Origin of the sequence: Hyphomicrobium zavarzinii ATCC 27496 (assembly GCF_000383415.1) — a bacterium.
GTDB lineage: Bacteria > Pseudomonadota > Alphaproteobacteria > Rhizobiales > Hyphomicrobiaceae > Hyphomicrobium_C > Hyphomicrobium_C zavarzinii.
Genome location: NZ_KB911259.1, coordinates 186,690 through 208,844, shown reverse-complemented (window position 1 = coordinate 208,844; position 22,155 = coordinate 186,690). Strand labels below are relative to the sequence as shown.

The window sequence follows — 22,155 nt, the reverse complement described above, 5'->3', positions numbered from 1 at the left end:
ACGCGCGTCCGGCAAACCGGGTGATCAGGGGCCGACGAGGCGGGCGTAGCCTTCCTCCATCGAGGTTTCGAGCAGGCCCTTGTAGATCTTGTAGTCGGGGTTCTTGGGCATGATCTCGCCCAGCGACAGCGATTTGAACTCCTGCCGCTTCAGATAGACGATGGGTGCCGAGACGGGCACGAACATTGCGCGCTGCTTGTTGAGGGTTGTGATGAGGCCGCGCATCTCTCCGCTCTGGTCGATCTGTGAGATCAGAACCATGCGCATGGCGCCTTTGGTCAACGAGACCAGATGAATGTACATGGAGGATGCGGGCACGTAGAGGCGGCCGCGGTGGGAGAATGGCGCGTCCGGGCGCTCGCGCTCCTCGAACAGCAGGCTCGGCCACTCCGGATCCCACACGATGTCGGTGCGATAGGCGACGATGGCATCGGGCTTGGCGAAGGCCGGGCGGATGGTGAGGTAGCTGCCGATATAGTGGTCGACTGCGGCACGGGTGTAGGCGCCCATATAGACGGGAGCGACGACGCCGCCTTCGCCCTTGAGCTCCATGGGCTGGGCTGTCGACATGGAGCCGAACCAGGATTCCTTGAGCCGCTGATAGTCGAGCCCAAGCACCATCGCCACGTCGAACAGGGTCTGCTCGCGCACGGGCTTTCCGTGCAGAAGGTTCTGGATGGTCTTCTCGTGGCAGTCGGCTGCGTCGGCCAGCTCGGCTTGCGTCAGCTTCTTCTCGACCATGGCGGTGCGGATGATCTGAACCGCCGCTGCCCGCTCCTTCGTGTTGGGTGTCGATTTCATCGCGGCGGAGGCCCAAGTCGCAGATAACAACTTTCCGCAATATACCGAATTTTGCCGACACCCCAAGCGCTAAGCGACATGGTGGTGAAGAGCGCGGTACGGCCCGCCTTTTTTGCCCGCTCAGACTGTCAGTTTAAAGAAGAAAGGCGGGCCGTTTTGCGGCCCGCCCTCTGCAACTCGTGCGTTGCTGATCCGGATCAGCCGCGGCCGAGGACCGAGATCGAAACGCGAGCCAGGCCCGCGCCCTGCATGCCGATGGCGCCAGCGGCGGCCTTCGACAGGTCGATGATGCGGCCCTTGATGAAGGGGCCACGGTCGTTGATGGTCACGGTGACCGAGCGGCCGTTCGACTGGTTGGTGACGAGCACGCGGGTGCCGAAGGGCAGCGTGCGGTGGGCGGCCGTCATGGCGCTGGGGTTGAAGCGGGCGCCGGAAGCCGTCATCTGGCCCTGCCAGTAGTAGGAGGCGATGCCGGTCGAGCCGCCGCCGTAAGACGCGCTCGCAGCCTTACGCGCCGCTGCGCGATGGGCAGCCGCACGCTTGGTCGGCGTGGTCTGGACATTGGAGTAGTTCTTCTTGCCGTACTTATAGCTCGTCTTGGCCGCGCGCTCCTTGTGAGCGCGGTGGGCCGACTTCTTGTAGTGAGCCTTCTTGACTGCGTGCTTGCTGCAGACCTGAGCGTTTTCGCAACGGTGTGCCGCGCTCGCAGGGCGAGCGTCCATGAGGCCAACCGCAAATACGGCGAGTGCTGCGAGAGCAATAAATCGCATGATCAATTCTCCATTCTTCCCAGCGACAGTGCCGTGGTTCAAGCAGAGCTCCAGTCCCGACAAATGGTTCCCCAGGGGACCACTCGGGCTGTCCGCCTGTGGCGGATATCGTTCTTCAATAAGAAGATGAGCTTCCGATACGAGATAGAACCTAAGCGCAACGCCAGAACGCGTTCTGCCACTCAAATATTCCGGAGTGTCGTCAGAGCACCCCGTTCTGGTGCGCGCACCTGACCAGCCGAATTGGGCGGAATCAACGCCTATTCTTGAACGCTGTAAGGCACGCGAGAGGGGCGTGTTGATTCCATTTCGATTTTCATTTTAACGATGTGCGAAGTGCGACGGCACGTCGCAGAGAAAGCGTCTTACGAGAGTTTCGCAACGCTCTGGAAATGCGGCGAGAATGTGTCGCGCGCTTCGCGGTCTCGCGTGACGCTCTTCTCACAGCCAGCCGCGATGAGAAAGCGCATGTGCTCGGCAAGAGAGGTGAGGTCGCGGTCGGCCGTCTCGATGCGCTGAAAGATCTTGCCGTCGCAGTTGCGCTCCTGGGCCGTGTTCTTCAGCACATGCAGCACACGCTCGAGGGAGGTCGCGCTTTCCGTTACGCGGGCGACGATGTCGCCCTGGGCTCCGATGCCCTTGAGCAGCGCGTCGAGCTTGGTGTCGCGCGTGCGCCGCTTCTGAAGCTCGAAAACGCCCTTGGCAAGCTTGTCGACGCGATCCTGGATCTGCTCGATGAGATCGGCCTGCCGCTCGATCAACGTCTCTATGAGGCCGATCATGATGCCGGCGCCTGTGCGGCAGGTGGCATCGCCGCGCTCGACGCGCGAGAGGAAGGCGGGAAAAGCCTTGCTGTCCGAATAGCGCACGGTGACGAGCGCGTTGCCAGTCAGGATGAAGGTGAGGGTGGACGAGCCGAGGGTGTGCTCATCGATGTTGTGGACGATGAAGCCCGTCATGTAGCTCGCGCCGTTCTCCTGATAGAAGCGGCTCGAGGCTTCGATCTCGCGCATCTCGGCGCGCGTCGGCACCGAGATCTTGAGCAGGTCTTCGACGCGGTTGTCCTCTTCCTTGGTCGGGTTGAGAAGGTCGAACCAAACCGTGTCGGCGGTGATGGCGGCGGTATCGTCGTGCTTCAGCAGGCTCGTGCCCGTGGTGTCGTAGATCGTCAGCATGCATGTCCTCAGCCGCCTTGAACTCATCCGGCGGGTTCATACCTTACAGCAAGACAGGTTTGCCAAGGTGTCGCGCGGCGGTCACCCTCGACAGATCTTATGCGTGTTTCTTTAGGAACTGCGTCTCGGTGTCGGGCAAGGCTAGCTCAGTGCCCCATCGAGCCTGACCGTCCGCTGCGGGCGCATCCCGTCGGCCGGACGTCTATTCAAGGAGATATTTCATGCGTTTCACTTCCCGTGGTGGCCGTGCCGGTGCTCTGTATGCCGCGCTGGCCCTTCCGATGGCCTTCCTCGCCGCCGCGCAGCCGGCCGAGGCTCGCATCAAGTGCGTGAACGGAAACCAGATGGTGAACGGCGTGCCGCTCGCGACCCCGTACTGCCAGGACGAGCTCGTGGCCAAGGTCGCGCGCGAGTACGGCATAAAGGTTTCGGCGAATTCGATCCGTCAGAACCCCAATCTCAAGCGCAACGTGTGCCAGCACGTGGGCCGGGACAATCGCATCTATCTCGCCTGCATCGACGCCAACAGCGTGGGGCGTCGTCCGTTCTAGAGCGCGATCGAGTTTGATTGATCAGGAGAGCGCTTCACGGCTTTATTGAGATCGATGATTCACGCTTCGGACTGACAAGTGTCCGAGCGATCATGGTCTAGCGCAGCAAAAGAAAAAGCCCTCTTCCGGCAGCCGGAGGAGGGCTTTTAACTCGTAGTTGTCAGCGCCGGTCAGCCGGTCTGCTGTTGGCCAACCGGGTAGCTGTTCACATCCAGGTTCGGCGAGATCTCCGCGAGATCCTTCGCGCGGCGCACGCGGCCGTCGAACTGGGCGCCTTCGGAGATCGACAGCGTCTGATGGAAGATGTCGCCCTCGACCTCAGCGGTCGGATGCAGCATCACGTTCTGTGCCTTGATCGCACCACGCACGCCGCCGCGCACCTCGATCTGCTCGGCGCAGACGGTGCCGATGACAGAGCCGTCCTCACCGATCACGATCTGCTTGCCGGTGACGTCGCCGCGGACGTCGCCGTCGATCTGGAGCTTGTTCTGAGAGATGATGGTGATCTTGTCGCCGAGAATGGTGAGGTCCGTGCCGATCACCGATTGCCCCATGGTGGAGGCGGCGCCGAAGGGAGAGGACCGGCCATTGGCGACAGGGGCTGGAGCGGCCGAGGGCGCGGCGCCCGTCGGAATTGCACTCGGAATGACCGGCGGCTTCGGCAGACCGGAATCGGAATTGGAACCTCGGCTGAACACGCTTACCTCCCCTAAAACCCACGCTACGGTGATCCACTATGGACAGAAACACCGCCTGATGGAGAAAATTTGTCGTTAAAGAGTGAACGGGACGATTTTGTCGCGAGCGCCGGCCGGCTGATGCACGGCGGCCATTCTGCTCCCGGTCTTGATAATGAGGGGAGGCGTCAGCCTTTGGTGCCGAGCTCGCCCGTGAGGAACTGGGCGCGGCCATGGCCGAACGACCAGTCCTCGTCCGTGTTCTCGACGATGGACACGACCACGTCGCTCGGGGCGATGCCGCAGCTTCGTTCCAGCTCCTCGACAAGAAGACGGTAAAAGGTCTCCTTGGGTGCCCGCCCGCGCGGACGGCTCGTCACCTGCAGGAACACGACCTTGTCGGTGCGCGGAATGCCGAGTCCGGTGTCCTCAACGATGAGGCGCGAGGGCTTGTGCTCGTGGACGATCTGATAGCGGTCGCGCTCCGGCACCTTGAAGGCGGCCAGCATGGCGCGATGAGCGGCGTCGAGGAGAGTTTTCAGCTCCTCGTCGGAGCGGCCCTCGATGAGATCGAAGCGGAGCAGGGGCATGGGGTGAGACCGGTTGAGGTAGGGCAGTAGGCAGTAGGCAGTAGGCAGTAGGGAGGGGAGATTGGCAATGGATAAATGGTTGTGGGGCAACGGGCGAGGCTCGGCCTGCCGGGGCCATATGGACGGGTGCTTGCCCTGCGTGCGAAGCTCGATGGCTTAGGCGTTATCGAGAGGGATGTCGGATGTCGATCGGTCCATGCCGCCGTGCGGTCTTAACCTTGCTGCTTGCAGGTCTCGCGGGGCTTCCGGGTTTTTCGGAGCACGTGCGGGCGCAGGAAACGCGGGTGCAGGTCACGGTGGGAGACACCACGACGCTTGAACTCGACGGCAATCCGTCCACCGGGTACGCCTGGGCGATCGACAAGGTTCCCAAGTCCGTCACGGTGGATCTCCTGGGCTATGCCAAGCGGGAGCTGGCGCCGGGCGAGAGACCCGTGCTCGGAGCCCCTCAGAAATTCCAGGTTCTCGTGACGGGCGTGGCGCCGGGCACGGCAACGCTCGTCTTCAAGTATGTGAGGGCCAACGATCCCAAGGTGGCCAAGACGCAAGAGGTTTCCGTCGAGGTCGTCGGCGAGGCGCCCGATGCGTTGCCTGAAGAAGAGGGTAGCGATCCGCCCCAGGATTCCATGGAGAACCCGGGCGAGCAGATGTTCGACGATGGCGCCGACAAGTAGCGCTCGCGCAGCGGCTTACCGCAAAAGCAAAGGGGCTGTCCGATGGACAGCCCCCGTGAGATTCAGGCGGCTTATTCGAGCGATTGTTGCGCCCGGCCGCTTGTCGCTTGGCTTAAGCCGCTACCAGAGGCAGATCCGGCTTGAAACCCAGCGACCGCGACATCGCCGTCCTCAAGATCCCACTCGACATCGGATCACCTCCTTCCAGTTGTTGAACGATGGGGTAAGCGTGCCATGCTTCGCGCGATCTGAAAAGTTACGATTTGGATAGTTGCTGCAACGCGTGGAAATCCGGCGCCAAGGTTCCCACGTAAAGGTGTGCGAGGCCGGCGCGCGTGGTCTACAACTCGTCCAGGTGGCGCGTTTCGCTCGTTTTTCCGGTGTTTTTTCGACGTCTCGTCCCATTCCCTTTCCTGCCGTGGAGGCCATTGATGCCCTCGAAGCTCGCAACGTTTGCCGCCGTACTCGGTCTCACCTCGTCCGTGCTTGCCGCCGATGGGCTCGCGGGCGATGGGGGCGGCGCGGCGCGGACGGCTTGGGATTTCTCCTTCACGTCCATCGACGGCAAGCCGATGCCGCTTTCGGACTTCCGCGGCCAGGTACTTCTGGTCGTGAACACCGCCTCGTTCTGCGGGTTCACGAAGCAGTACAAGGCGCTTCAGGAGCTGCATCAGAAGTATGCCCCGCAAGGCTTCGCGGTGATCGGCGTGCCGTCGAACGATTTCGGCGCGCAGGAGCCGAAGGCGGCGGGTGAGATCAAGGAATTCTGCGAGGGGATGTTCGGCGTCGAGTTTCCGCTGACCGACAAGAATGTGGTTTCAGGCGACGGCGCGCATCCCTTCTACAAGTGGGCGCGCGATGAGCTGGGATGGATGAATGCGCCGAAGTGGAACTTTCACAAGTATCTGGTGGGGCGCGACGGCAAGCTCGTGACGAGCTTCTTTTCCATGACGACGCCGGATGCGGACCGCCTGGTTTCTGCGGTGGAAGCGGAGCTGAAGAAGCCGAAGGTGGCGGCGGCCGCTCAATGAGCCCTGCCGGAATGGAGCAAGGCTAGACGTCTTCAGATCGTGAACAAGATCGAGGACCTTTTTCATGTGCCGCAATATCAAGACGCTCTACAATTTCTCGCCGCCCGCGAGCGAGGAGGAGATCCGCGCTTCGGCCTTACAGTTCGTGCGGAAGATCTCGGGCTTCAAGAGGCCGTCGCAGACCAACGAAGAGGCCTTCAACAAAGCCGTCGATCAAGTCGCGGCGGCGGCTCATGAGTTGCTCGGTTCGCTGGTGACGCTCGCACCGCCGCGCGATCGCGAGGCAGAGGCTGCCAAGGCGAAGGCACGCAACGCGCTGAGGTTCGGCGCCTAGCGACGGAGGCGGGCGTCAGGGCTTGTCAGGCGGCGGCTGCTTTTCGGAGAGGCGTTCCACCTTCGCGGCCATGTTGGGGACGAGCTGCACCCGGTAGCTCATGCCCTCGCATCTCAGGATCCAGACCTCGCTATCGGGCTGCGAGGCTTTCTCATCGCGTTCCGCGCTTTCGGGGTTCTCGCATTCGAAACCCTGCTTGCGGATCTGCACGGCGATGATGTCTTTGGACACTTCGAGTTTTTCTGCGCGAGCCGGGGAGGGCTGTGCGAACGCGCCGAGTGTGATGGTTGCCATCACGGAGAGAGCGAGCGCGGGAAGCGGGATTTGCTGCGTCATGGGTCTGCCTCGCGTTGGGGCCGGAGGGAGAGCCAAATCTTACGCCTGTTCCGGCGCGGCCGCGCCTCAGAGGCGGCAATAACCTTTAAATTTTCTGCCGGGAGCAGGCGGGCGGGCGCCTCCGGGGATGGGCGCCCCGGAAGAGGGCTCAGTCCGGCCTGGCCTGCATCTCGATCATGCGGCCGATGCCGGCGAGCAGGCTTCCGAAGGCAAAGAGCGCGATGACGATCACCTCGATATAGCTTTCCACCCGCTCCTTCTCGATCATGAAATCGGAGATGTTGGCGTCGGCGGTCTTGAACTGGCCAAGGATCTCGTCGCGCCGGGCCTCGGCCTTTTTCACCTGCTCGGGCGGCGCGTTCATCAAGGCGAGCACGGAGAGGTGGTTCTCGAACATCGCGCTGGTCTGGACCTGGGCCGACTGCTGTGTGGAGAACGTGGCGAGGCGCCATTCGATCTCGCGCTTCAGGGGCTCGAGGTAGAAAAGCTGCGCGGCGGCCGAAGCCAGCAGGATTGCAATTCCAATCAGCTCGCAGAGCTGCGACGACTTGAGCTTCACGGCCGTTCCCCCAAATTCCCCCAGTGTGCGGGGCTACCCTAAAGCACGACGGCTCGGATGAAAACGGATGCGGAGGGCGGCTTCCGCTTGACCTTCCGTGCGTGCCGTCTCATATACCGGGCGCGGGCTCGTTGCGCCCGCAATCCAAAGGAAACGACGTGATGCCAAGCGACAGTAGTCGATTGTGTTTGCCGTCGCGGCTGCTCGTGGATCGACGTTAACTCTACGTCGGGCTCCCACGGTCCTCCGCGAACGGCGGATCGTGAGGTGAGCCATGGAAGAACTCCGCGTTGCGGAAGGGGCACGGCTGGGCGGCGGTTTGCGCCAAGAGCACGTTGCCGACAGCGTTGCCCAAATCAACGAACTTGGGATAGAGACCGCCGCGGCTCAGCTCGCGGATCTGCCTCTCGATCATGTCATCGAGATTTTCGACCGGCCGGAGCTCGCGCGTGCGGGCGAGCTGATGCTCGCGCTGCCGGTGGACATGTCCGGGGCGGTTCTCAAGGGAATGTCGGCCGATCGCGCTACCGACACGCTTCGGGAGCTCGATGGGCACGACAGGATGAAGCTGCTCACGCGGGTCGATTTCGAGACCGCGATGTCGCTCAAGCTGCTGCTGGCGTATCCTGAAGGAACGGCCGGCAGCTTGATGACGACGGAGTTCGTCAGCGTGCCCGACACCTACACGGTCGCGCAGACGCTGGCGCATATCCGGGCCGTGGAATCCTCCCGCGAGACGGTCTACGCCATCCTCGTGCTCGATCCGTCGAGCCGCCAGCTCGTGCGTGTCGTGTCGCTTCGCCAGCTCATCACCAGCGAGCCGGAGCAGCGCATCACGGAGATTGGCGCCGGCCGGGCGCCGATCTGGGTCTCGCCCGATACGGACCGGGAGGAGGTCGCGCGCCTCATCTCGATCCATGACCTGCTGGCCGTGCCGGTGCTCAATGGACGCCATCAGGTGCTCGGCATCGTGACGGTGGACGATATCATCGACGCCATCGTTTCGATCAGCACCGAGGACGTACAGAAATTCGGTGGCGTGGAAGGGCTTCCGAAGCCGTACCTCGAAATCGGCTTCCTCGGCATGATCCACAAGCGGGCCGGCTGGCTGTGCGCGCTCTTCCTTGGCGAGATGCTGACGGCAAGCGCGATGCAGCACTTCGAGGACGAGCTTGCCAAGGCCGTGGTGCTCACCCTCTTCATTCCGCTGATCATGAGCTCGGGAGGAAACTCGGGCTCGCAGTCCACGTCGCTTCTGATCCGGGCGCTCGCGCTCGGTCAATTGCGGCTGCGCGACTGGTGGCGTGTGGCGTTGCGCGAGATTCCGGTGGGCTTGACGCTGGGCGCCATTCTTGGCGTCGTCGGCATGGTTCGGATCGCCGTCTGGCAAAAGGCCGGGATCTACGACTACGGCCCCCATTGGGAGCTGGTGGCGCTCACGGTCGGCCTGGGGCTCGTTGGTATCGTGACCTTCGGGGCGCTGGCCGGGTCAATGTTGCCATTCGTGCTCAAGCGGCTCGGGTTCGATCCGGCGAGCGCGTCGGCGCCGTTCGTGGCGACGCTCGTCGACGTGACGGGGCTCGTCATCTACTTCAGCGTGGCGCTGGTGGTTCTGAGCGGCACGCTGCTTTGAAGGGTTTCAGGCTCGCCTCTCCCGGCCGCGCGCTCTTGCCAAGCGGCCGAGGGGCGGGTTGCGCCGATCGCTGATGCGCAGATAAGCTCGGCGCAGGCTGGCGCGAGCGGGGGAGCCCATGCGCATCGTTGCGAAAGTTCTTGGTGTGGCCGGCACCCTGCTGATGGGGCTGTTCATCGCCGACTACCAGCGTCTCTGCACGCATACCGAGTTCCTGAAGGTGTGGGAGTGCAGAACGAGCGGGACCCGCGCGACGCAAGAGACGGCGGCAGTTCCGGCCGTGCCGGTTCCAGCCACGCCAACACCGCAAGCCGTCGCCTTCGTTGGGCACGGATGGGTCGGTGCGGGGCGCTACGCGGACGGCCGCTGGGCGAGCCGCATGCTTAGCGTTCCTCTCGACGCCGCGCCCGAAGCGCTCGTCGGACAGATCGTGACGCCGATGTACGATCAGGGATCGGCGTTGCGGAAGGAGCCCTCCAAGGAAGAGGGCTCCTTTGGCCTCGATCTCGGGAGCGTATTTCCGGGCGACCGGCTCGAGATCGGCAACGTGTTCACGCGGCCGAGCACGGCCGGTGGCCGGTCGGTCTGGGTGGAGGTGCGGAAGCTCGCCTCGCAGTGAGCCTCTTCTTCCTCAGGTCTTGTCCCGCTCGACGTAGACGTTGTTGCCCAGCTCGCGGAATTTCCGGCTCATCTCGTTCATGCCGCTTTCGATCTCCCGCTCCAGGGCAAGCCCTGACGCTTCCTCTTGCCGCTCCAGGGCAAGCCCTGACGCTTCCTCCTGCCGCTCCAGGGCAAGCCCTGACGCGGCTTCAGGATCGATCTGTGTCGTCTCCTCGGCGATCTCGACGGCGGCTTCGTTCAAACGCGAGGCGTAGTCGCGGACCTCGCGTGTGATCTCCATGGAGCAGAACTTGGGTCCGCACATGGAGCAGAAGTGGGCGACCTTGTGCGCCTCCTTCGGCAGCGTCTCGTCGTGGAAGCTCTGGGCCGTATCGGGATCGAGAGACAGGTTGAACTGGTCCTGCCAGCGGAACTCGAAACGGGCGCGCGAGAGCGCGTCGTCGCGGAGCTGGGCTGCGGGGTGGCCCTTGGCGAGATCGGCGGCGTGGGCCGCGATCTTGTAGGTGATGACGCCGGTCTTCACGTCGTCGCGGTTGGGGAGCCCCAGGTGCTCCTTCGGCGTCACGTAGCAGAGCATCGACGTGCCGTACCAGCCGATCATGGCGGCGCCGATGCCGCTCGTGATGTGGTCGTAGCCCGGCGCAATGTCGGTGGTGAGCGGCCCTAGCGTGTAGAAGGGGGCTTCCCCGCATTCGCGGAGCTGCTTTTCCATGTTGACCTTGATCTTGTGCATGGGCACGTGCCCCGGGCCTTCGATCATCACCTGGCAGCCCTTGGCCCAGGCGATCTGCGTCAGCTCGCCGAGCGTCTCGAGTTCGGCGAACTGCGCGCGGTCGTTGGCGTCCGCGATGGAGCCGGGGCGCAGGCCGTCGCCGAGGGAGAACGAGACGTCATAGCGGCGCATCAGGTCGCAGATCTCGTCGAAGCGCTCGTAGAGGAAGCTTTCGCGGTGATGAGCGAGGCACCACTTGGCCATGATGGAGCCGCCGCGCGAGACGATGCCCGTGACGCGGTTGGCGGTCAGCGGCACGTAGCGCAGGCGCACGCCCGCGTGGATGGTGAAATAATCGACGCCCTGCTCGCATTGCTCGATCAGCGTGTCGCGGTAAAGCTCCCAGGTGAGCTTCACGGGATCGCCGCCGCATTTTTCGAGGGCCTGGTAGATCGGCACCGTGCCGATGGGCACGGGCGCATTGCGGATGATCCATTCGCGCGTGGTGTGGATGTTGCGGCCCGTCGAGAGGTCCATGACGGTGTCGGCGCCCCAGCGGATGGCCCACACCATTTTCTCGATCTCCTCCTCGACCGAGGAGGTGACGGCGGAGTTGCCGATGTTGGCGTTGATCTTCACGAGGAAATTGCGGCCGATGATCATCGGCTCCAACTCCGGATGGTTGATGTTGGAGGGTATGATGGCGCGCCCGCGGGCGATCTCCTCCCGCACGAATTCCGGCGTGATGTGGGGCGGGATGGCCGCGCCGAAGCTTTCGCCGTCGCGGAGCGCTGCGCTCGCGCGTTCGTGGGCGGCCGCGCGTCCGAGGTTCTCACGGTGCGCGACGTAAATCATCTCCTTGGTGACGATGCCGGCGCGGGCGTATTCGAGCTGGGTCACCGGCTCGCGGCCGGGCGAGGTGCCCCGCAGCGGCTGATGGGCGACTGGGAAGGCGCGGGCGGCGTGGCGTCCCGTGACGGAGCCGTTGTCCTCGGGCCGTATGGTGCGCCCTTCGTAGCGCTCGACGCCGCCGCGCTCCGTGACCCACGCTTCGCGGTGGCGGGGCAATCCCTTGTCGACGTCGATCGCTGCCGCCGTGTCTGTGTAGGGGCCTGAAGGATCATAGACGCGAACGGGCGGCTCTCCGCTTTCGGGCGACAGCGTGATCTCGCGAAACGGCACCTTGAGGCCGGGCATTCCTTCGGGCTCCGAATGGATCTTGCGCGATCCAGAGAGCGCGCCGGTCGTGACTTTGAAGACGGTCATTTCGGAGGGGCGTGCGGGCTTGTTCATGATGAGGGGCACTCCGTTTCGGATATCGGATCTGGATGTTTGAGAGAGGTGCGCGGTGTTGTGGCCGCACATGCGAGTTCGGGTCTGGCTCTAGACGAGCGCGTAGCCCTTGGCGGTCAGAAAGGCGCCGAGCAGCAGGGCGACAAGGGCCCATGCGGTGATCGTGTTCTCGCCTTTGATCACGCTGTTGCGCAGGGCTGAGACATGCTCGGGCCAGATGATGCGCAGGATGCCGCCCACAACGCAGAGCCAGCCGAGGACGGTGATGAGCACCGTCCATTCCGCCGACCAGATGTTGTGGACGCGCACGATCGCCAAGCCGGCGAGCAGCGTGAAAATGCCGGAAAAGAAAATGAACTCGGGACTGTTCAGTGTGCCGGTAAGAAGCCCGGCGACGGTGCGCCGGTTGATCAAAAGCGCAGCCGCGACCGCAATCAACAGCGGTCCGGCAAAGCCGGCTATCAGCTCTGCGTTCGTCATATCGTCCATCCCTTCGCCGGTATGAGCCGGATCAGGTTCGAAGGGTTCTCATGGGATCCACCATGATCTCAGCCGGTCTTTCCGGCGCCCCTTGGAACTGGCGAGACCTTCGGCCTTTCCGCAATGCGATGCAAGGGCAAAGAACGCAAAAAAAAGAGCCCGGCGAGGGACCGGGCTCAGGGAGAGGATATGAGAATCTTGTCGGGTTAGCGCCAAGCGTAGGGGTTGCGATAGTAGCGGTCGTAACCCCAGCCCCACCGCTTGTGCGAAGGCTTGTGCCAGCCGAAGCGGTTGTGATGCTTCTTGTACTTCCAGGCATACGGAGGAGGATTGTCGTAGCGGTTTCCGTAGCTCGGATAGTGCTTGTAGCCGCGATTGGAATGAGCGAGCTCGACCTTCGCGTGGTCGCTCTTGGTCATGACGGCGGGAGCCGCGTGACGGTAGGTGTCGCTGCCGCCAGCGAGCGCCGGAGTTACAGTGACGAGCGCGGCCGCAACGGCGATCGCTCCGCTGATGAGCTTGGTGTTGATCATATGTCGTCTCCCTATTCAGCCGGACGAACCAACCCCACGTCGGCCGTTCAGCATTGAGGCCATGATGCGAGAGGTGCCTTGAACCGGCTCTGAATGCTTCAGTCAGGTGCCGTTCATGTTTGGGGGCGTGCGTCTTTGCGCTTGGCGCGCGCAAAAAAGAAAGAACGGAGCAGTGCGGGGGACTGCTCCGTTCCTCGGGACATCGCGTGGCGAGGGTGCGCCGCGCGTGCGTAGAGCTCTCAGTTAGCGGGCGGCTTAGCGACCGACGCGGGGCAGCAGCCACCAGCGGCGCCAGCTGTCGTTCTTCTCGGCGCGGATGTTGTGGGCCGCCTTGTTCTGCATCTGCGTCAGCGTGCGGCGCTCAGTCTTGGTCAGGTAGCCCTTCTCCTTGAACGTGCTCTCGGTGCGGGCGATGTCGCGCTGCTCCTTGCGCAGCTTGATGCCTTCGCGCCAGGTGATGGAGCCGTCCTTGCGGCCCTGCTCGATCTTCTCGGCCTGCCAGTCACGGCGCTGGTCGATGGTGTGGGCCGATGCGACGGCCGGGATGGCGATCAGGGCGGCGAGGGCGAGGGTGGCGGTGCGGATCATTGGCGTTCTCCAGTTGGTCATCAGGTCCGGTGTGTGCCGGTGTCTCGATGACGCCAGTGATAGGGGAATGCCTTTGAACCGGGTCTGAATGGGGCCTTCAGAATGCGTTCATCTCGCAGCGTCCCTTGCGCATGGGACCGGAGAGGGGCGCATAGGGGTGGAGAGAGCGTGGATGGAAGGAGGGCTGGCTTCCGTTGGCGAGGGTGGCCCGTTCGCGGGCAAGGGACTGGCCGCAGGTCCCTAACGAGAAACGCCCAACCCCGGGGGGCGGGGCTGGGCGTATTAGCGCTCTCGCGCGCAACGCCGGGAGGGAAGCCGGCGTTCCAGACGATTGCCTCGGTTAGACGGGGGGAGCTACCGATGTATATGGCATCGCCTGACTGACAATGACATAAGCGCAACACGCCAGCTTTCAATAGGGGGGACACGTAATTATCACGAAAACGTGATTGACTTATGCCCGTTATCCCCAATTTGCCGCGATTCGGCCGCCGGGGGGCGCCAAAAATGCCTTGGTATTAGACGCTTCCGTCCACTGCATATTTGGTTGGCAGACCTCCGGATGCAAGGGAGGACGGCCCCAAAACCATAAATTCAGCTATTGCGGATGGAATTTATTGAGGCTGACCGCCTCGATCTTGAACAGCTTGGCGTCCAACTGCTCTTGCTTGGTGAGCTGGGACAACTCGACGCGGGTATCGAGGCCCTGGGCGTCGGTGGTCACCCATTCCTTGAGCTCCATCTCCGGCTTCGTGGAGAGGAACAGCTTGATCTTGCCGGGGGCATCCGGGCTCTTGTCGCGGAGGGCCAGCACAATCAGGTCATCGGATTCCTGAACTTCGACGATTTTGGCGTCGCGGATCAGATCCACGTCCTTGCGGAGCAGGAGACGAAACGGCGTCTGGTCGAGCGAGACGCGGTCCTCGTTATTGAGATCGAGGTCCTGGATGGCGAGGTATTCGCCGTCGGAAATGATGATCTGCTTCGAGGGCAACGAATAGTCGAAGCGGAAGCGGCCGGGCCGCTTGACCATGAACTTGCCCTTCATGCGCTTGTTGTCGGCGGCAGTCTGGACGAAGTTGCCCTTCAAGTCGCCGAGTGCGTTGAAGTAGTCGTTGACCTTTTTGACGAGTGCCGTCTGGGCGTCGTTGAGAACGATGCCGCCGCCCGGTGTGGCGACCTCGGCATTCCAGCCCGAGCCTTGGCCCACGGCAGCGGCGCCGTCGGTTGCGGGGGCGGCTGCATCGGCGGGAGCTTGCGCTGCGGGTGCTGCACCTTCGGGGCGCGCGGCAGGGACGGGAGCGGGAACCGCGGGCGTGGCCGCCTGCCCGCCTGCGGGTGCGGCCGGTGCCGTGCCGCCTGCATGGGCTGCGGCTGTCATCAGCGCGAGGGCAAAGCCGGCGGCGACGACCAGTTCAGATCTCTTCATGTTCCGTCTCATTGAGCCCTGCCTCACCGAATCGCTCGGGGGCACCCGTCGAAGTCCCAAGGTCGCTGTCTGACCGGACATTGCGACCACAAGTTGGCGATTTCCCCGAGCTTGCCCCGTCGTGACCCTGTGTCTGTAGCGACTGAGCACGGCGGGCGCCAGCATCTATCTCATACCGCAAGATGTTTTTCTGCGGCGGAGCAGAAGGGCCGTTTCACGCAATCGAACGGGCGGGGCCATCGCCCGCGAGAATCTCGCGGCGGCCCGTGTGGTTCGGCGCGCTGATCAGCCCTTCCCGCTCCATGCGCTCGATCAGGTCGGCGGCGCGGTTGTAGCCGATGGAGAGGCGGCGCTGGACATAGCTGGTCGAGGCCTTGCGGTCGCGCAGCACCACGGCCACCGCGCGATCGTAGAGGCTTTCGCCTTCATCGGCTCCGCCGCCGGCCGAGCCGGACCCGGCGCTGGAGGATTCCTCCTGCGCGTCGGCGATGCTTTCGATATAGCGGGGCGCGCCCTGGGTGCGCAGGTAGGCGGCGACGGCTTCAACCTCTTCGTCGGACACGAACGGTCCGTGCACGCGCAGCATCTGGCCTGCGCCGGAGGTGTAGAGCATGTCGCCCTGGCCGAGGAGTTGCTCGGCGCCCTGCTCGTTGAGAATGGTGCGGCTGTCGATCTTGGACGCGACCTTGAAGCTGATGCGCGTGGGGAAGTTGGCCTTGATGGTGCCGGTGATGATGTCCACCGACGGGCGCTGGGTCGCCATGATGAGATGGATACCGGCCGCGCGCGCCTTCTGGGCGAGGCGCTGAACGGCGGTCTCGATGTCCTTGCCCGCGGTGATCATGAGATCGGCGAATTCGTCTACCACGACCACGATGTAGGCCATGGGGGCGAGGTCCATTTCCTCGCGTTCGTAGATAGGCTGGCCGGTGGCGGAATCGAAGCCGGTCTGGACCGTGCGGGCAAGCTGCTCGCCGCGCTCGGCCGCGCTTTTCAGGCGGCCGTTGAAGGCCTCGATGTTGCGCACGGAGAGCTTGGCCATGCGCTTGTAGCGCTCCTCCATCTCCGCCACGACCCAGTTCAGCGCGCCGACCGCCTTCTGCGGATCGGTGACGACAGGGGTGAGAAGATGGGGAATGCCGTTGTAGACGCTGAGCTCCAGCATCTTCGGATCGATCATGAGGAAGCGGCACTGGTCCGGCGTGTGGCGGAACAGGATCGACAGGATCATGGCGTTGACGCCGACCGACTTGCCGGAGCCGGTGGTGCCGGCGACGAGCAGGTGGGGCATGCGCGCGAGATCGGCGATGATCGGCTCGCCGCCGATGGAGCGGCCGAGCGCGAGAGGCAGCACGCCGTCGGCGGAGCCGAAGATGGGGCTTTCCAGCAGCTCGCGCAGGCCCACCATCTCGCGGCGGGCATTCGGCAGCTCGATGCCGATGACGTTGCGGCCGGGGATGACGGCGACGCGGGCACTGGTGGCGCTCATGGAGCGGGCGATGTCGTCGGCAAGCGCCATGATGCGCGTGGCCTTGGTGCCGCGTGCGGGCTCGAGCTCATAAAGTGTGACGACGGGGCCGGGCTTGATGTCGCGCACCTCGCCTTTCACGCCGAAATCGGCCAGCACGTCCTCGAGCAGGCGCGCGGTGCCGCGCAGCACGGTTTGCGAGAACTCGCTTCCGGCCTTCGAGGGCGGGCTGCGCTTCAGCATCGAGGGAGCGGGCCGCTTGAACACAGGCTCGGCGCGGCGCGGGGTTACCGCGCGCAGGAGAGAGGATTTCTGCGGGCGGCGCGGTTGCTCGGCGGGCTTTATGACGGACGCGGGAACGGGCGCGCGTGCGGCGGCCGCGTTGCGGACGATGCGCGGCAGGTCGTCGACGCTCAGCGCGGGATCGCGCGGAAGCGGGCGTGCGTTGGCGGGCGCGAAGCGTTCCGCGATGGCGCGGCTCGACATTTCGAGGGCCGGATCGAGCGGATCGGCCTCCATGTGATCGGTTTGCGCATCGTCGTGCTCGAACGCGTCCGGAGCATCGTCTGCGAACTCGGGATGGCTGCCTGGCTGCCGATGCGGGGGTGCATAGTCCCGGTCGTCGTAGGACTGGGGCTGCGGCGTGGTCTCGCCATAGCGCGGGGCGGCGGCGAAGGCGCCCGGCAGAACCGGTTCTGCGGCAGTGCGGTGGCGCTGGCGCAGCGTTCCTGCGCTTAGAGTGGGGGCGCGATCGGCCCATGCCTTGAGCGTGCCGAGCGCGGCCATGAGGCTGCGGCCCGGACGCGCGCGGACAGGAGCGTGGCGCGGCGCGGAAGGCGGCTCGTTGTTCCAGGCTGCGTGCTGAACGGTCGGGTCGATGGCGCGGACGGCGTGCTGGCGCGCGAGATACGGGGTCTCGTTCGAGAGGCCGAGCGTGCGCATCAAGGCGGAGAGGCCGAGCCCCGCCAGGAGGAGGCCGGCGGCAATGGCGGCGGTATCCGAGCTGATGATGCGCAGCACGGAGGCTACGAAATCGAAGATCACATCGCCCAGGATGCCGCCGTAACCGTGCTCGAGCGGCCAGGACGACGTGCTCGGCAGCGAGGCGACGGCCCCGGACAGTCCCATGAGGGCGAAGGGGTAATAGATGGCCTTGGTGCGGAGTGCTGCGACATGCTCCGAGAGCATCAGCTCGATACCCCACAGCATGAGCGGGAGCAGAGCGACGGCTGCGGCAAGGCCGAGGGTTTGAAGGAGAAGATCGGCGACGACAGCGCCCGGGGCGCCGAGTGCGTTGCGAACCGGGCCACCGGTCGCGTGCATGAGGCTCGGGTCTGCGATGGACCAGGTGACGACGCTGGCCCAGATGGCCGCGAGCACGGCAAGAATCAGCAGCCCGCATCCCCTTCCGAGGGTGCCGATCAGGCGGGCCTCGAGAGCAGGCGGCAATAGGCGCTGACGATCAAGTCCGGAAGCGGACGACGTGGTAACCGAGGGCATGGGGGCGAACGTCTCTTACGCAGAAACATGAACGAACCGTTCGAGCGCCTCCCTGATCGTTCCGGCATCATGGACCAATGCGACGCGAATGTAGTTTTCGCCCGGATTGGTCCCGTCAGCCCCGGTCTGAGCCAGGTAGGCACCGGGTATGACCTTGACTCCGAAACGTTTCCATAAGGTTAGTGCGGCGTGAGCGCCGTTGCCGATTTGGCTCATGTCGAGCCAAAGGAAGAAGCCGCCCTCCGGCCGGTGGTAGCCGAAGCGGCTGCCCAGAACCTCGCCGGCGACGTCGTACTTCCGCGAATAGGACAGGCGATTGGCGGTGACGTGCTGCTCCTCGGCCCAGACGGCGGCGGAAGCGTGCTGGATTGGCCCCGGCATCTGGGGGCCGATCAGATTGCGCACCTCGAACAGGGTGGCGAGGAAATCGCCGTCCCCGGCCGAGAAGCCGGAGCGTAGCCCCGGCAGGTTCGAGCGTTTCGAGAGGGAGTTGAACACCACGAGATTCTTGAAGCGCTCCTGCGTTTTGGCTGCAACTTCGAGCGCGCCGGTGGGCGGGGTGCCGCTGTAGATCTCCGAATAGCATTCATCGAAAAAGAGCAGGAAATCGTGGGCGCGGGCGAGTGCGAGCGCGCGGGCGATGTAGGCCGGGCTCGCGACGGCGCCCTGGGGGTTGGCAGGCGAGCACAGGTAGAGCGCTGCCGTGCGGGCGAGAAGCGCGGGGTTAGCTTCGAGGGTGTCGAGATCGGGCAGGTGGCCGGTGGCGGCGGTCGCGTCGAGAAACACCGGCTCGGCGCCTGCCGCGAGCGCGCCGCCGAGATAGGCCTGATAGAACGGATTGCACATCAGGATGGCCGGGCGCTGGCCCGGGAGCCGCTTGCGGCCCACGGCGGGGAAGGCGGCATAGAAGAGCCCTTCGCGCGAGCCGTTGCAGGGAAGAACCTCGCGCGCCGGATCTATGACGCCAGCGAGATTGAAGCGGCGGCCGATCCAGTCGGCGATGGCGCCGCGCAGCTCGTCCGATCCGCGAATTGGGGGATACTTGGCGAAGAGCGCTTCAGCCTCGGCGATCTTGGCGGCGACGAACGGAGGCATGGTCTCGCGCGGCTCGCCGAGCGTGAGGTCGATCGGTTTCTCGTGCCCGGGCTCGACGCCATCGAGAAGCTGACGGAGCCGCGAGAAGGGCGAGAGGATGGTGCCGTCGGCCAATGCCGCGAGGCTCAAGGGATCGGACATCGGGCGGTCTCGGTGTGAGAGAGGGGCAGTGGGCAGTGGTGTGTCAGGGTGTCGGGTCGCGCTGGGCGCTGTCGAGGTTGGTGGCGGAGGTGAGGCCGATCACCTGATCGAGGCCCTTGGCGTGCCGCAGGTCGGCTTCGTCCAGGTTTGCCCCGGTGACGTCGGCGCCGGTGAGATCGGCTCCCGTGAAGTCGGCGCGCGTGAGGTTGGCCCCGCGCAGATTGGCGCCCGTGAGGTCCGCGTCGATGAAGCGGGCATACTTCAGCGCGGCGCCGGGGAATTTGGTTTCCTTGAGGATCGCCTTGGTGAAGTTGGCGCTGACGAGGGTTGCGGGTGAGAACAGCGACTCCTCCCGGGAGGCGCCGCCGCCGAACACCGCGCCCGTCAAGTCCGCGCCGGAAAAGTCGGCGCGATCGAGCCATCCGTCGGAGCGAATGCGAACCAGCTTGGCGCCGGTGAACTTGGGCGCCTCGGCGGTGACGACCTCGAGGGTGGTGAAAATCGTCGGGCGGAGGATGCGCGCGTCGGTGAGGTCAGCGCCCGAGAAATCGGCGGATGTGATGGTCGCCCGGTCGAGGCGCGCGCCGACCAGCGAGACGCCTGTGAGCTTGGCGCGCGAGAGATCGGCGCCGTACAGATCCGCTCCGTCGAGGCGGGCGTGCTTGAAGTCGAGATCTGCAAGGTCGAGGCGGGTGAGGTTGGTTTCGCGCAGATCCGGGCGCGAGCCGGGGGCGGCCTTGAACAGGCGGGCGGTAACGTCGCGCGCGGAAAGCTTCACGTCGGCCGCGTCGGCTCCGTCCGCAGGAGCCGGCGCGGGATCGGCGGCTGCGACGGGATTTGCGACCGCGAAGGCCAGAATGAGCGCGGCGAGGCCGCTTGCGAGACGCATGTCTGTCCTCTCCTGTCGAGGGGCGTGGCGGGCGAGGGGATGCTCTCCGCCGCCGGCCTTCCTCATCAAGCCGCCGTGGCGCCGTCCTTCAACAGCTTGTAGTTGATGGAATCGAGCAGCGCCTCGAAGCTGGCATCAATGATATTGGGGGAAACGCCAACGGTGAGCCAGCGTTCGCCGGTTGCTGCATCGAGAGTTTCGACGAGAACGCGAGTGACGGCCTCGGTGCCGCCCGTGAGGATGCGCACCTTGTAGTCCACCAGCTCGATCGTATCGATGTGCTTCTGGTAGCGGCCGAGGTCCTTACGGAGCGCGCGATCGAGCGCGTTGACGGGGCCGTTTCCTTCGCCGGCCGACCACAGGGGCTCGTTCTCGCCGTTGACGAACACCTTCACCGTCGCCTCGGAGACGGTGACCAGTTCGCCCAACGCGTTGTGGCGGCGCTCCACCATCACGCGGAAGCTGTCGACGGAGAAATAGCGCGGCACCTCCGCCAGATGGCGGCGGGCCAGAAGCTCGAACGAGGCGTCGGCGGATTCGTAGGCGTAGCCTGCGGATTCGCGGGACTTCACCTCGTCGAGCAGGGCCTGGATGCGCGGATCATCCTTGTCGGCGGCGAGTCCCAGGCGCTCCAGCGAGGCCAGAACGTTGGAGCGGCCGGCCTGTTTCGACACAAGCAGGCGGCGCTCGTTGCCGACAGCTTCGGGGCGCACGTGTTCGTAGGTCTCAGGTTCCTTCAGGATCGCGGAGGCGTGAATGCCCGCCTTGGTGGCGAAAGCGCTCTCGCCCACGTAGGGCGCGTGACGATTGGGGGCCTCGTTCAGAAGCTCATCCAGCACGCGGCTCGCGTGGGTGAGGGTGCGCAGGCGCTCGGGTGTGACGCCGGTTTTGAACCGCTCGGCGAAATCCTTCTTCAGCAGCAGCGTCGGGATGATGGATGTCATGTTGGCGTTGCCGCAGCGCTCGCCGAGTCCGTTCAGCGTGCCCTGGATCTGGCGGCAGCCCTGACGCACGGCGGCCAGCGTGTTGGCGACCGCGTTGTCGGTGTCATTGTGGGTGTGGATGCCAAGGTTGCTGCCGGGAACGTGGGTTGCCACGTCGGCCACGATGCGCTCGACCTCGTGGGGAAGCGTGCCGCCGTTGGTGTCGCACAGCACGACCCAGCGGGCGCCGGCCTCGAGTGCGGTCTTGGCGACGGCCAGGGCGTACTCGCGATTGCCCTTGTAGCCGTCGAAGAAGTGCTCGCAGTCGAGCATCGCCTCGCGGCCGGACGCGACGACGGCACGGATGCTCTCGGCGATGCCCTGGAGGTTCTCCTCGTTGGAGATGCCGAGGGCGACGCGCACGTGATAGTCCCACGACTTGGCGACGAGGCAGATGCTGTCGGCGGCAGAGTTGAGGAGCGCCTGGAGGCCCGGATCGTTTGAGACGGAGCGGCCCGCGCGCTTGATCATGCCGAAGGCGGTGAAGCGGGCGTGGCTGAACGCGGGCTTCGAGGTGAAGAACTCGGTGTCGGTGTCGTTGGCGCCGGGATAGCCGCCTTCGACATAGTCGAGGCCCAGGTCGTCGAGCAGGGCCGCGATGCGCCGCTTGTCCTCGAGCGAGAAGTCGACGCCGGTCGTCTGCGCGCCGTCTCGCAGCGTGGTGTCAAAGAGGTAGAGGCGTTCTTTGGTCATCGTCCGGGTCTCTCGGCGGCTCAGCCCGCCTTCGCGGGGGCGAGCTGCTTTTTCATGGTGGTGTTGGTGAGCCAGAGGTCGTCGCGCGGCACCATGTTGCGCTGGGTGGCCTGGTAGCCGCGGCCTTCGAAGAACGGCTCTGCCGTGTCGGATGCCTCGACCGTGATCTCGGTTGCGCCGCGGCTGCGGGCCAGCGTTTCGATGGCGTCGGCGAGTGCCTTGCCTACGCCTTCGCCCGCGAAGTAGGGGTGAACGTAGATCATGTCGAAGGTGTTGTTGTCCTTGAGGGAGGCGAAGCCCGCATATTCGCCGTCTACCTGCACGACGAGGGTGGTCATGGCGCCGAGACGCGCGGCAAATGCTTCCGCGTCGGCCGCCGTGCTCGCCCAGGCGACGCGCTGATCCTCGTCATAGTCGTCCGCCGTCAGCTCCTCGATGCTCTGGGCGAACAGCTCGCGCAGGGCCATCGTGTCGGCCGGCAGGAAGGGACGGAGCGGGTATGCGGTACTCATCGCTGGCTCGTCTAGATGTAGCCGTGGGTGCGGGCGAGGTAGAAGGCGAGCGCAAGGATCGCAATCTTGATCGCCACGTAGACCAGC

Annotated in this window: 23 protein-coding genes and 1 riboswitch; of the genes, 6 read left to right on the top strand and 17 right to left on the bottom strand. The window is 64.7% G+C overall.

All coding sequences use genetic code 11. The features are described from left to right. Positions 1 to 24 precede the first annotated feature (24 nt). The 3 genes from F812_RS0115295 to F812_RS0115285 all read right to left on the bottom strand — a co-directional run bounded on the left by F812_RS0115295 (position 25) and on the right by F812_RS0115285 (position 2,746). Entirely contained in the window at positions 25 to 801 is a 777-nt protein-coding gene (locus tag F812_RS0115295) for a helix-turn-helix domain-containing protein (protein WP_020086858.1), read from the bottom strand. Positions 802 to 998: 197 nt separating this feature from the next. Continuing rightward, positions 999 to 1,571, bottom strand: coding sequence for a septal ring lytic transglycosylase RlpA family protein (locus F812_RS0115290; RefSeq protein ID WP_020086857.1), 573 nt, complete (start codon positions 1,569 to 1,571; stop codon positions 999 to 1,001). Between the two features lie 365 nt (positions 1,572 to 1,936). Continuing rightward, entirely contained in the window at positions 1,937 to 2,746 is an 810-nt protein-coding gene (locus F812_RS0115285) for a CorA family divalent cation transporter (RefSeq protein WP_020086856.1), read from the bottom strand. Between the two features lie 221 nt (positions 2,747 to 2,967). Here F812_RS0115285 and F812_RS0115280 point away from each other — a divergent pair, with 221 nt between their 5' ends. Beyond that, positions 2,968 to 3,297 carry a hypothetical protein gene (locus tag F812_RS0115280; RefSeq protein ID WP_020086855.1) on the top strand — a complete coding sequence of 110 codons (330 nt, stop codon included), beginning with the start codon at positions 2,968 to 2,970 and terminating at the stop codon, positions 3,295 to 3,297. 170 nt (positions 3,298 to 3,467) lie between these two features. Here F812_RS0115280 and F812_RS24145 read toward each other — a convergent pair whose 3' ends face one another. Both F812_RS24145 and F812_RS0115270 read right to left on the bottom strand, forming a co-directional pair. Beyond that, on the bottom strand, positions 3,468 to 3,995 hold the full coding sequence (locus F812_RS24145) for a bactofilin family protein (RefSeq protein ID WP_156827448.1): 528 nt from the start codon (positions 3,993 to 3,995) through the stop codon (positions 3,468 to 3,470). A gap of 167 nt (positions 3,996 to 4,162) precedes the next feature. Next, a complete protein-coding gene (locus F812_RS0115270; RefSeq protein WP_020086852.1) occupies positions 4,163 to 4,564 on the bottom strand; it encodes a tautomerase family protein in 402 nt (133 codons plus the stop codon). Between the two features lie 182 nt (positions 4,565 to 4,746). Here F812_RS0115270 and F812_RS0115265 point away from each other — a divergent pair, with 182 nt between their 5' ends. From F812_RS0115265 to F812_RS0115255, 3 genes are all read left to right on the top strand, one after another. Beyond that, on the top strand, positions 4,747 to 5,238 hold the full coding sequence (locus tag F812_RS0115265; protein ID WP_020086851.1) for a protease inhibitor I42 family protein: 492 nt from the start codon (positions 4,747 to 4,749) through the stop codon (positions 5,236 to 5,238). 431 nt (positions 5,239 to 5,669) lie between these two features. Continuing rightward, positions 5,670 to 6,269, top strand: a complete 600-nt coding sequence (locus F812_RS0115260; RefSeq protein WP_020086850.1) for a glutathione peroxidase — start codon at positions 5,670 to 5,672, stop codon at positions 6,267 to 6,269. A gap of 64 nt (positions 6,270 to 6,333) precedes the next feature. Beyond that, positions 6,334 to 6,603: a DUF2277 domain-containing protein gene (locus F812_RS0115255; RefSeq protein WP_020086849.1), complete on the top strand. Its 270-nt coding sequence runs from the start codon at positions 6,334 to 6,336 to the stop codon at positions 6,601 to 6,603. Positions 6,604 to 6,618: 15 nt separating this feature from the next. Here F812_RS0115255 and F812_RS0115250 read toward each other — a convergent pair whose 3' ends face one another. Continuing rightward, positions 6,619 to 6,939 (bottom strand): hypothetical protein, encoded by a 321-nt coding sequence (locus F812_RS0115250; protein ID WP_020086848.1) that lies wholly within the window; start codon positions 6,937 to 6,939, stop codon positions 6,619 to 6,621. 148 nt (positions 6,940 to 7,087) lie between these two features. Then, positions 7,088 to 7,498: a hypothetical protein gene (locus tag F812_RS0115245; protein WP_020086847.1), complete on the bottom strand. Its 411-nt coding sequence runs from the start codon at positions 7,496 to 7,498 to the stop codon at positions 7,088 to 7,090. A gap of 274 nt (positions 7,499 to 7,772) precedes the next feature. Between F812_RS0115245 and mgtE the strand changes: the two genes are divergently transcribed. Next, positions 7,773 to 9,131, top strand: coding sequence for a magnesium transporter (gene mgtE, locus F812_RS0115240; protein WP_020086846.1), 1,359 nt, complete (start codon positions 7,773 to 7,775; stop codon positions 9,129 to 9,131). A 118-nt stretch (positions 9,132 to 9,249) separates the two neighbouring features. Beyond that, positions 9,250 to 9,750: a hypothetical protein gene (locus F812_RS0115235; protein ID WP_020086845.1), complete on the top strand. Its 501-nt coding sequence runs from the start codon at positions 9,250 to 9,252 to the stop codon at positions 9,748 to 9,750. 12 nt (positions 9,751 to 9,762) lie between these two features. Here the strand turns inward: F812_RS0115235 and thiC are convergent, their stop codons facing one another. From thiC to F812_RS0115185, 10 genes are all read right to left on the bottom strand, one after another. Next, positions 9,763 to 11,757 (bottom strand): phosphomethylpyrimidine synthase ThiC, encoded by a 1,995-nt coding sequence (gene thiC, locus F812_RS0115230; protein ID WP_026868167.1) that lies wholly within the window; start codon positions 11,755 to 11,757, stop codon positions 9,763 to 9,765. Between the two features lie 90 nt (positions 11,758 to 11,847). Then, on the bottom strand, positions 11,848 to 12,237 hold the full coding sequence (locus F812_RS26620; RefSeq protein ID WP_156827447.1) for a hypothetical protein: 390 nt from the start codon (positions 12,235 to 12,237) through the stop codon (positions 11,848 to 11,850). After that, a riboswitch (TPP riboswitch) is annotated at positions 12,229 to 12,339 on the bottom strand. Its footprint overlaps the gene before it by 9 nt. Positions 12,340 to 12,443: 104 nt before the next feature. After that, the gene (locus tag F812_RS0115220; RefSeq protein ID WP_020086842.1) at positions 12,444 to 12,770 is read right to left on the bottom strand and encodes a hypothetical protein; all 327 of its coding nucleotides are present in this window, start codon (positions 12,768 to 12,770) and stop codon (positions 12,444 to 12,446) included. 255 nt (positions 12,771 to 13,025) lie between these two features. Next, positions 13,026 to 13,358 carry a hypothetical protein gene (locus F812_RS24130; protein ID WP_020086841.1) on the bottom strand — a complete coding sequence of 111 codons (333 nt, stop codon included), beginning with the start codon at positions 13,356 to 13,358 and terminating at the stop codon, positions 13,026 to 13,028. A 598-nt stretch (positions 13,359 to 13,956) separates the two neighbouring features. Continuing rightward, complete coding sequence (locus tag F812_RS24125) at positions 13,957 to 14,787, bottom strand: LolA family protein (protein WP_020086840.1); 831 nt, start codon at positions 14,785 to 14,787, stop codon at positions 13,957 to 13,959. A 214-nt stretch (positions 14,788 to 15,001) separates the two neighbouring features. Next, the gene (locus F812_RS0115205; protein ID WP_026868165.1) at positions 15,002 to 17,755 is read right to left on the bottom strand and encodes an FtsK/SpoIIIE family DNA translocase; all 2,754 of its coding nucleotides are present in this window, start codon (positions 17,753 to 17,755) and stop codon (positions 15,002 to 15,004) included. Between the two features lie 15 nt (positions 17,756 to 17,770). Continuing rightward, entirely contained in the window at positions 17,771 to 18,991 is a 1,221-nt protein-coding gene (locus F812_RS0115200; protein ID WP_020086838.1) for an aminotransferase class I/II-fold pyridoxal phosphate-dependent enzyme, read from the bottom strand. A gap of 43 nt (positions 18,992 to 19,034) precedes the next feature. After that, a complete protein-coding gene (locus F812_RS24120) occupies positions 19,035 to 19,880 on the bottom strand; it encodes a pentapeptide repeat-containing protein (protein ID WP_020086837.1) in 846 nt (281 codons plus the stop codon). 65 nt (positions 19,881 to 19,945) lie between these two features. Then, the gene (cimA, locus tag F812_RS0115190) at positions 19,946 to 21,556 is read right to left on the bottom strand and encodes a citramalate synthase (RefSeq protein WP_020086836.1); all 1,611 of its coding nucleotides are present in this window, start codon (positions 21,554 to 21,556) and stop codon (positions 19,946 to 19,948) included. A 20-nt stretch (positions 21,557 to 21,576) separates the two neighbouring features. Then, positions 21,577 to 22,068: a GNAT family N-acetyltransferase gene (locus F812_RS0115185; RefSeq protein ID WP_020086835.1), complete on the bottom strand. Its 492-nt coding sequence runs from the start codon at positions 22,066 to 22,068 to the stop codon at positions 21,577 to 21,579. Positions 22,069 to 22,155 lie beyond the last annotated feature (87 nt).

What these genes read in the sequence shown, in the direction of transcription:
- F812_RS0115295 (WP_020086858.1), bottom strand. Translation starts at nt 801, where the DNA reads ATGAAATCGACACCCAACACGAAGGAGCGGGCAGCGGCGGTTCAGATC.
- F812_RS0115290 (WP_020086857.1), bottom strand. Translation starts at nt 1,571, where the DNA reads ATGCGATTTATTGCTCTCGCAGCACTCGCCGTATTTGCGGTTGGCCTC.
- F812_RS0115285 (WP_020086856.1), bottom strand. Translation starts at nt 2,746, where the DNA reads ATGCTGACGATCTACGACACCACGGGCACGAGCCTGCTGAAGCACGAC.
- F812_RS0115280 (WP_020086855.1), top strand. Translation starts at nt 2,968, where the DNA reads ATGCGTTTCACTTCCCGTGGTGGCCGTGCCGGTGCTCTGTATGCCGCG.
- F812_RS0115270 (WP_020086852.1), bottom strand. Translation starts at nt 4,564, where the DNA reads ATGCCCCTGCTCCGCTTCGATCTCATCGAGGGCCGCTCCGACGAGGAG.
- F812_RS0115265 (WP_020086851.1), top strand. Translation starts at nt 4,747, where the DNA reads ATGTCGATCGGTCCATGCCGCCGTGCGGTCTTAACCTTGCTGCTTGCA.
- F812_RS0115260 (WP_020086850.1), top strand. Translation starts at nt 5,670, where the DNA reads ATGCCCTCGAAGCTCGCAACGTTTGCCGCCGTACTCGGTCTCACCTCG.
- F812_RS0115255 (WP_020086849.1), top strand. Translation starts at nt 6,334, where the DNA reads ATGTGCCGCAATATCAAGACGCTCTACAATTTCTCGCCGCCCGCGAGC.
- F812_RS0115250 (WP_020086848.1), bottom strand. Translation starts at nt 6,939, where the DNA reads ATGACGCAGCAAATCCCGCTTCCCGCGCTCGCTCTCTCCGTGATGGCA.
- mgtE (WP_020086846.1), top strand. Translation starts at nt 7,773, where the DNA reads ATGGAAGAACTCCGCGTTGCGGAAGGGGCACGGCTGGGCGGCGGTTTG.
- F812_RS0115235 (WP_020086845.1), top strand. Translation starts at nt 9,250, where the DNA reads ATGCGCATCGTTGCGAAAGTTCTTGGTGTGGCCGGCACCCTGCTGATG.
- thiC (WP_026868167.1), bottom strand. Translation starts at nt 11,757, where the DNA reads ATGAACAAGCCCGCACGCCCCTCCGAAATGACCGTCTTCAAAGTCACG.
- F812_RS26620 (WP_156827447.1), bottom strand. Translation starts at nt 12,237, where the DNA reads ATGACGAACGCAGAGCTGATAGCCGGCTTTGCCGGACCGCTGTTGATT.
- F812_RS0115220 (WP_020086842.1), bottom strand. Translation starts at nt 12,770, where the DNA reads ATGATCAACACCAAGCTCATCAGCGGAGCGATCGCCGTTGCGGCCGCG.
- F812_RS24130 (WP_020086841.1), bottom strand. Translation starts at nt 13,358, where the DNA reads ATGATCCGCACCGCCACCCTCGCCCTCGCCGCCCTGATCGCCATCCCG.
- F812_RS24125 (WP_020086840.1), bottom strand. Translation starts at nt 14,787, where the DNA reads ATGAAGAGATCTGAACTGGTCGTCGCCGCCGGCTTTGCCCTCGCGCTG.
- F812_RS0115205 (WP_026868165.1), bottom strand. Translation starts at nt 17,755, where the DNA reads ATGCCCTCGGTTACCACGTCGTCCGCTTCCGGACTTGATCGTCAGCGC.
- F812_RS0115200 (WP_020086838.1), bottom strand. Translation starts at nt 18,991, where the DNA reads ATGTCCGATCCCTTGAGCCTCGCGGCATTGGCCGACGGCACCATCCTC.
- F812_RS24120 (WP_020086837.1), bottom strand. Translation starts at nt 19,880, where the DNA reads ATGCGTCTCGCAAGCGGCCTCGCCGCGCTCATTCTGGCCTTCGCGGTC.
- cimA (WP_020086836.1), bottom strand. Translation starts at nt 21,556, where the DNA reads ATGACCAAAGAACGCCTCTACCTCTTTGACACCACGCTGCGAGACGGC.
- F812_RS0115185 (WP_020086835.1), bottom strand. Translation starts at nt 22,068, where the DNA reads ATGAGTACCGCATACCCGCTCCGTCCCTTCCTGCCGGCCGACACGATG.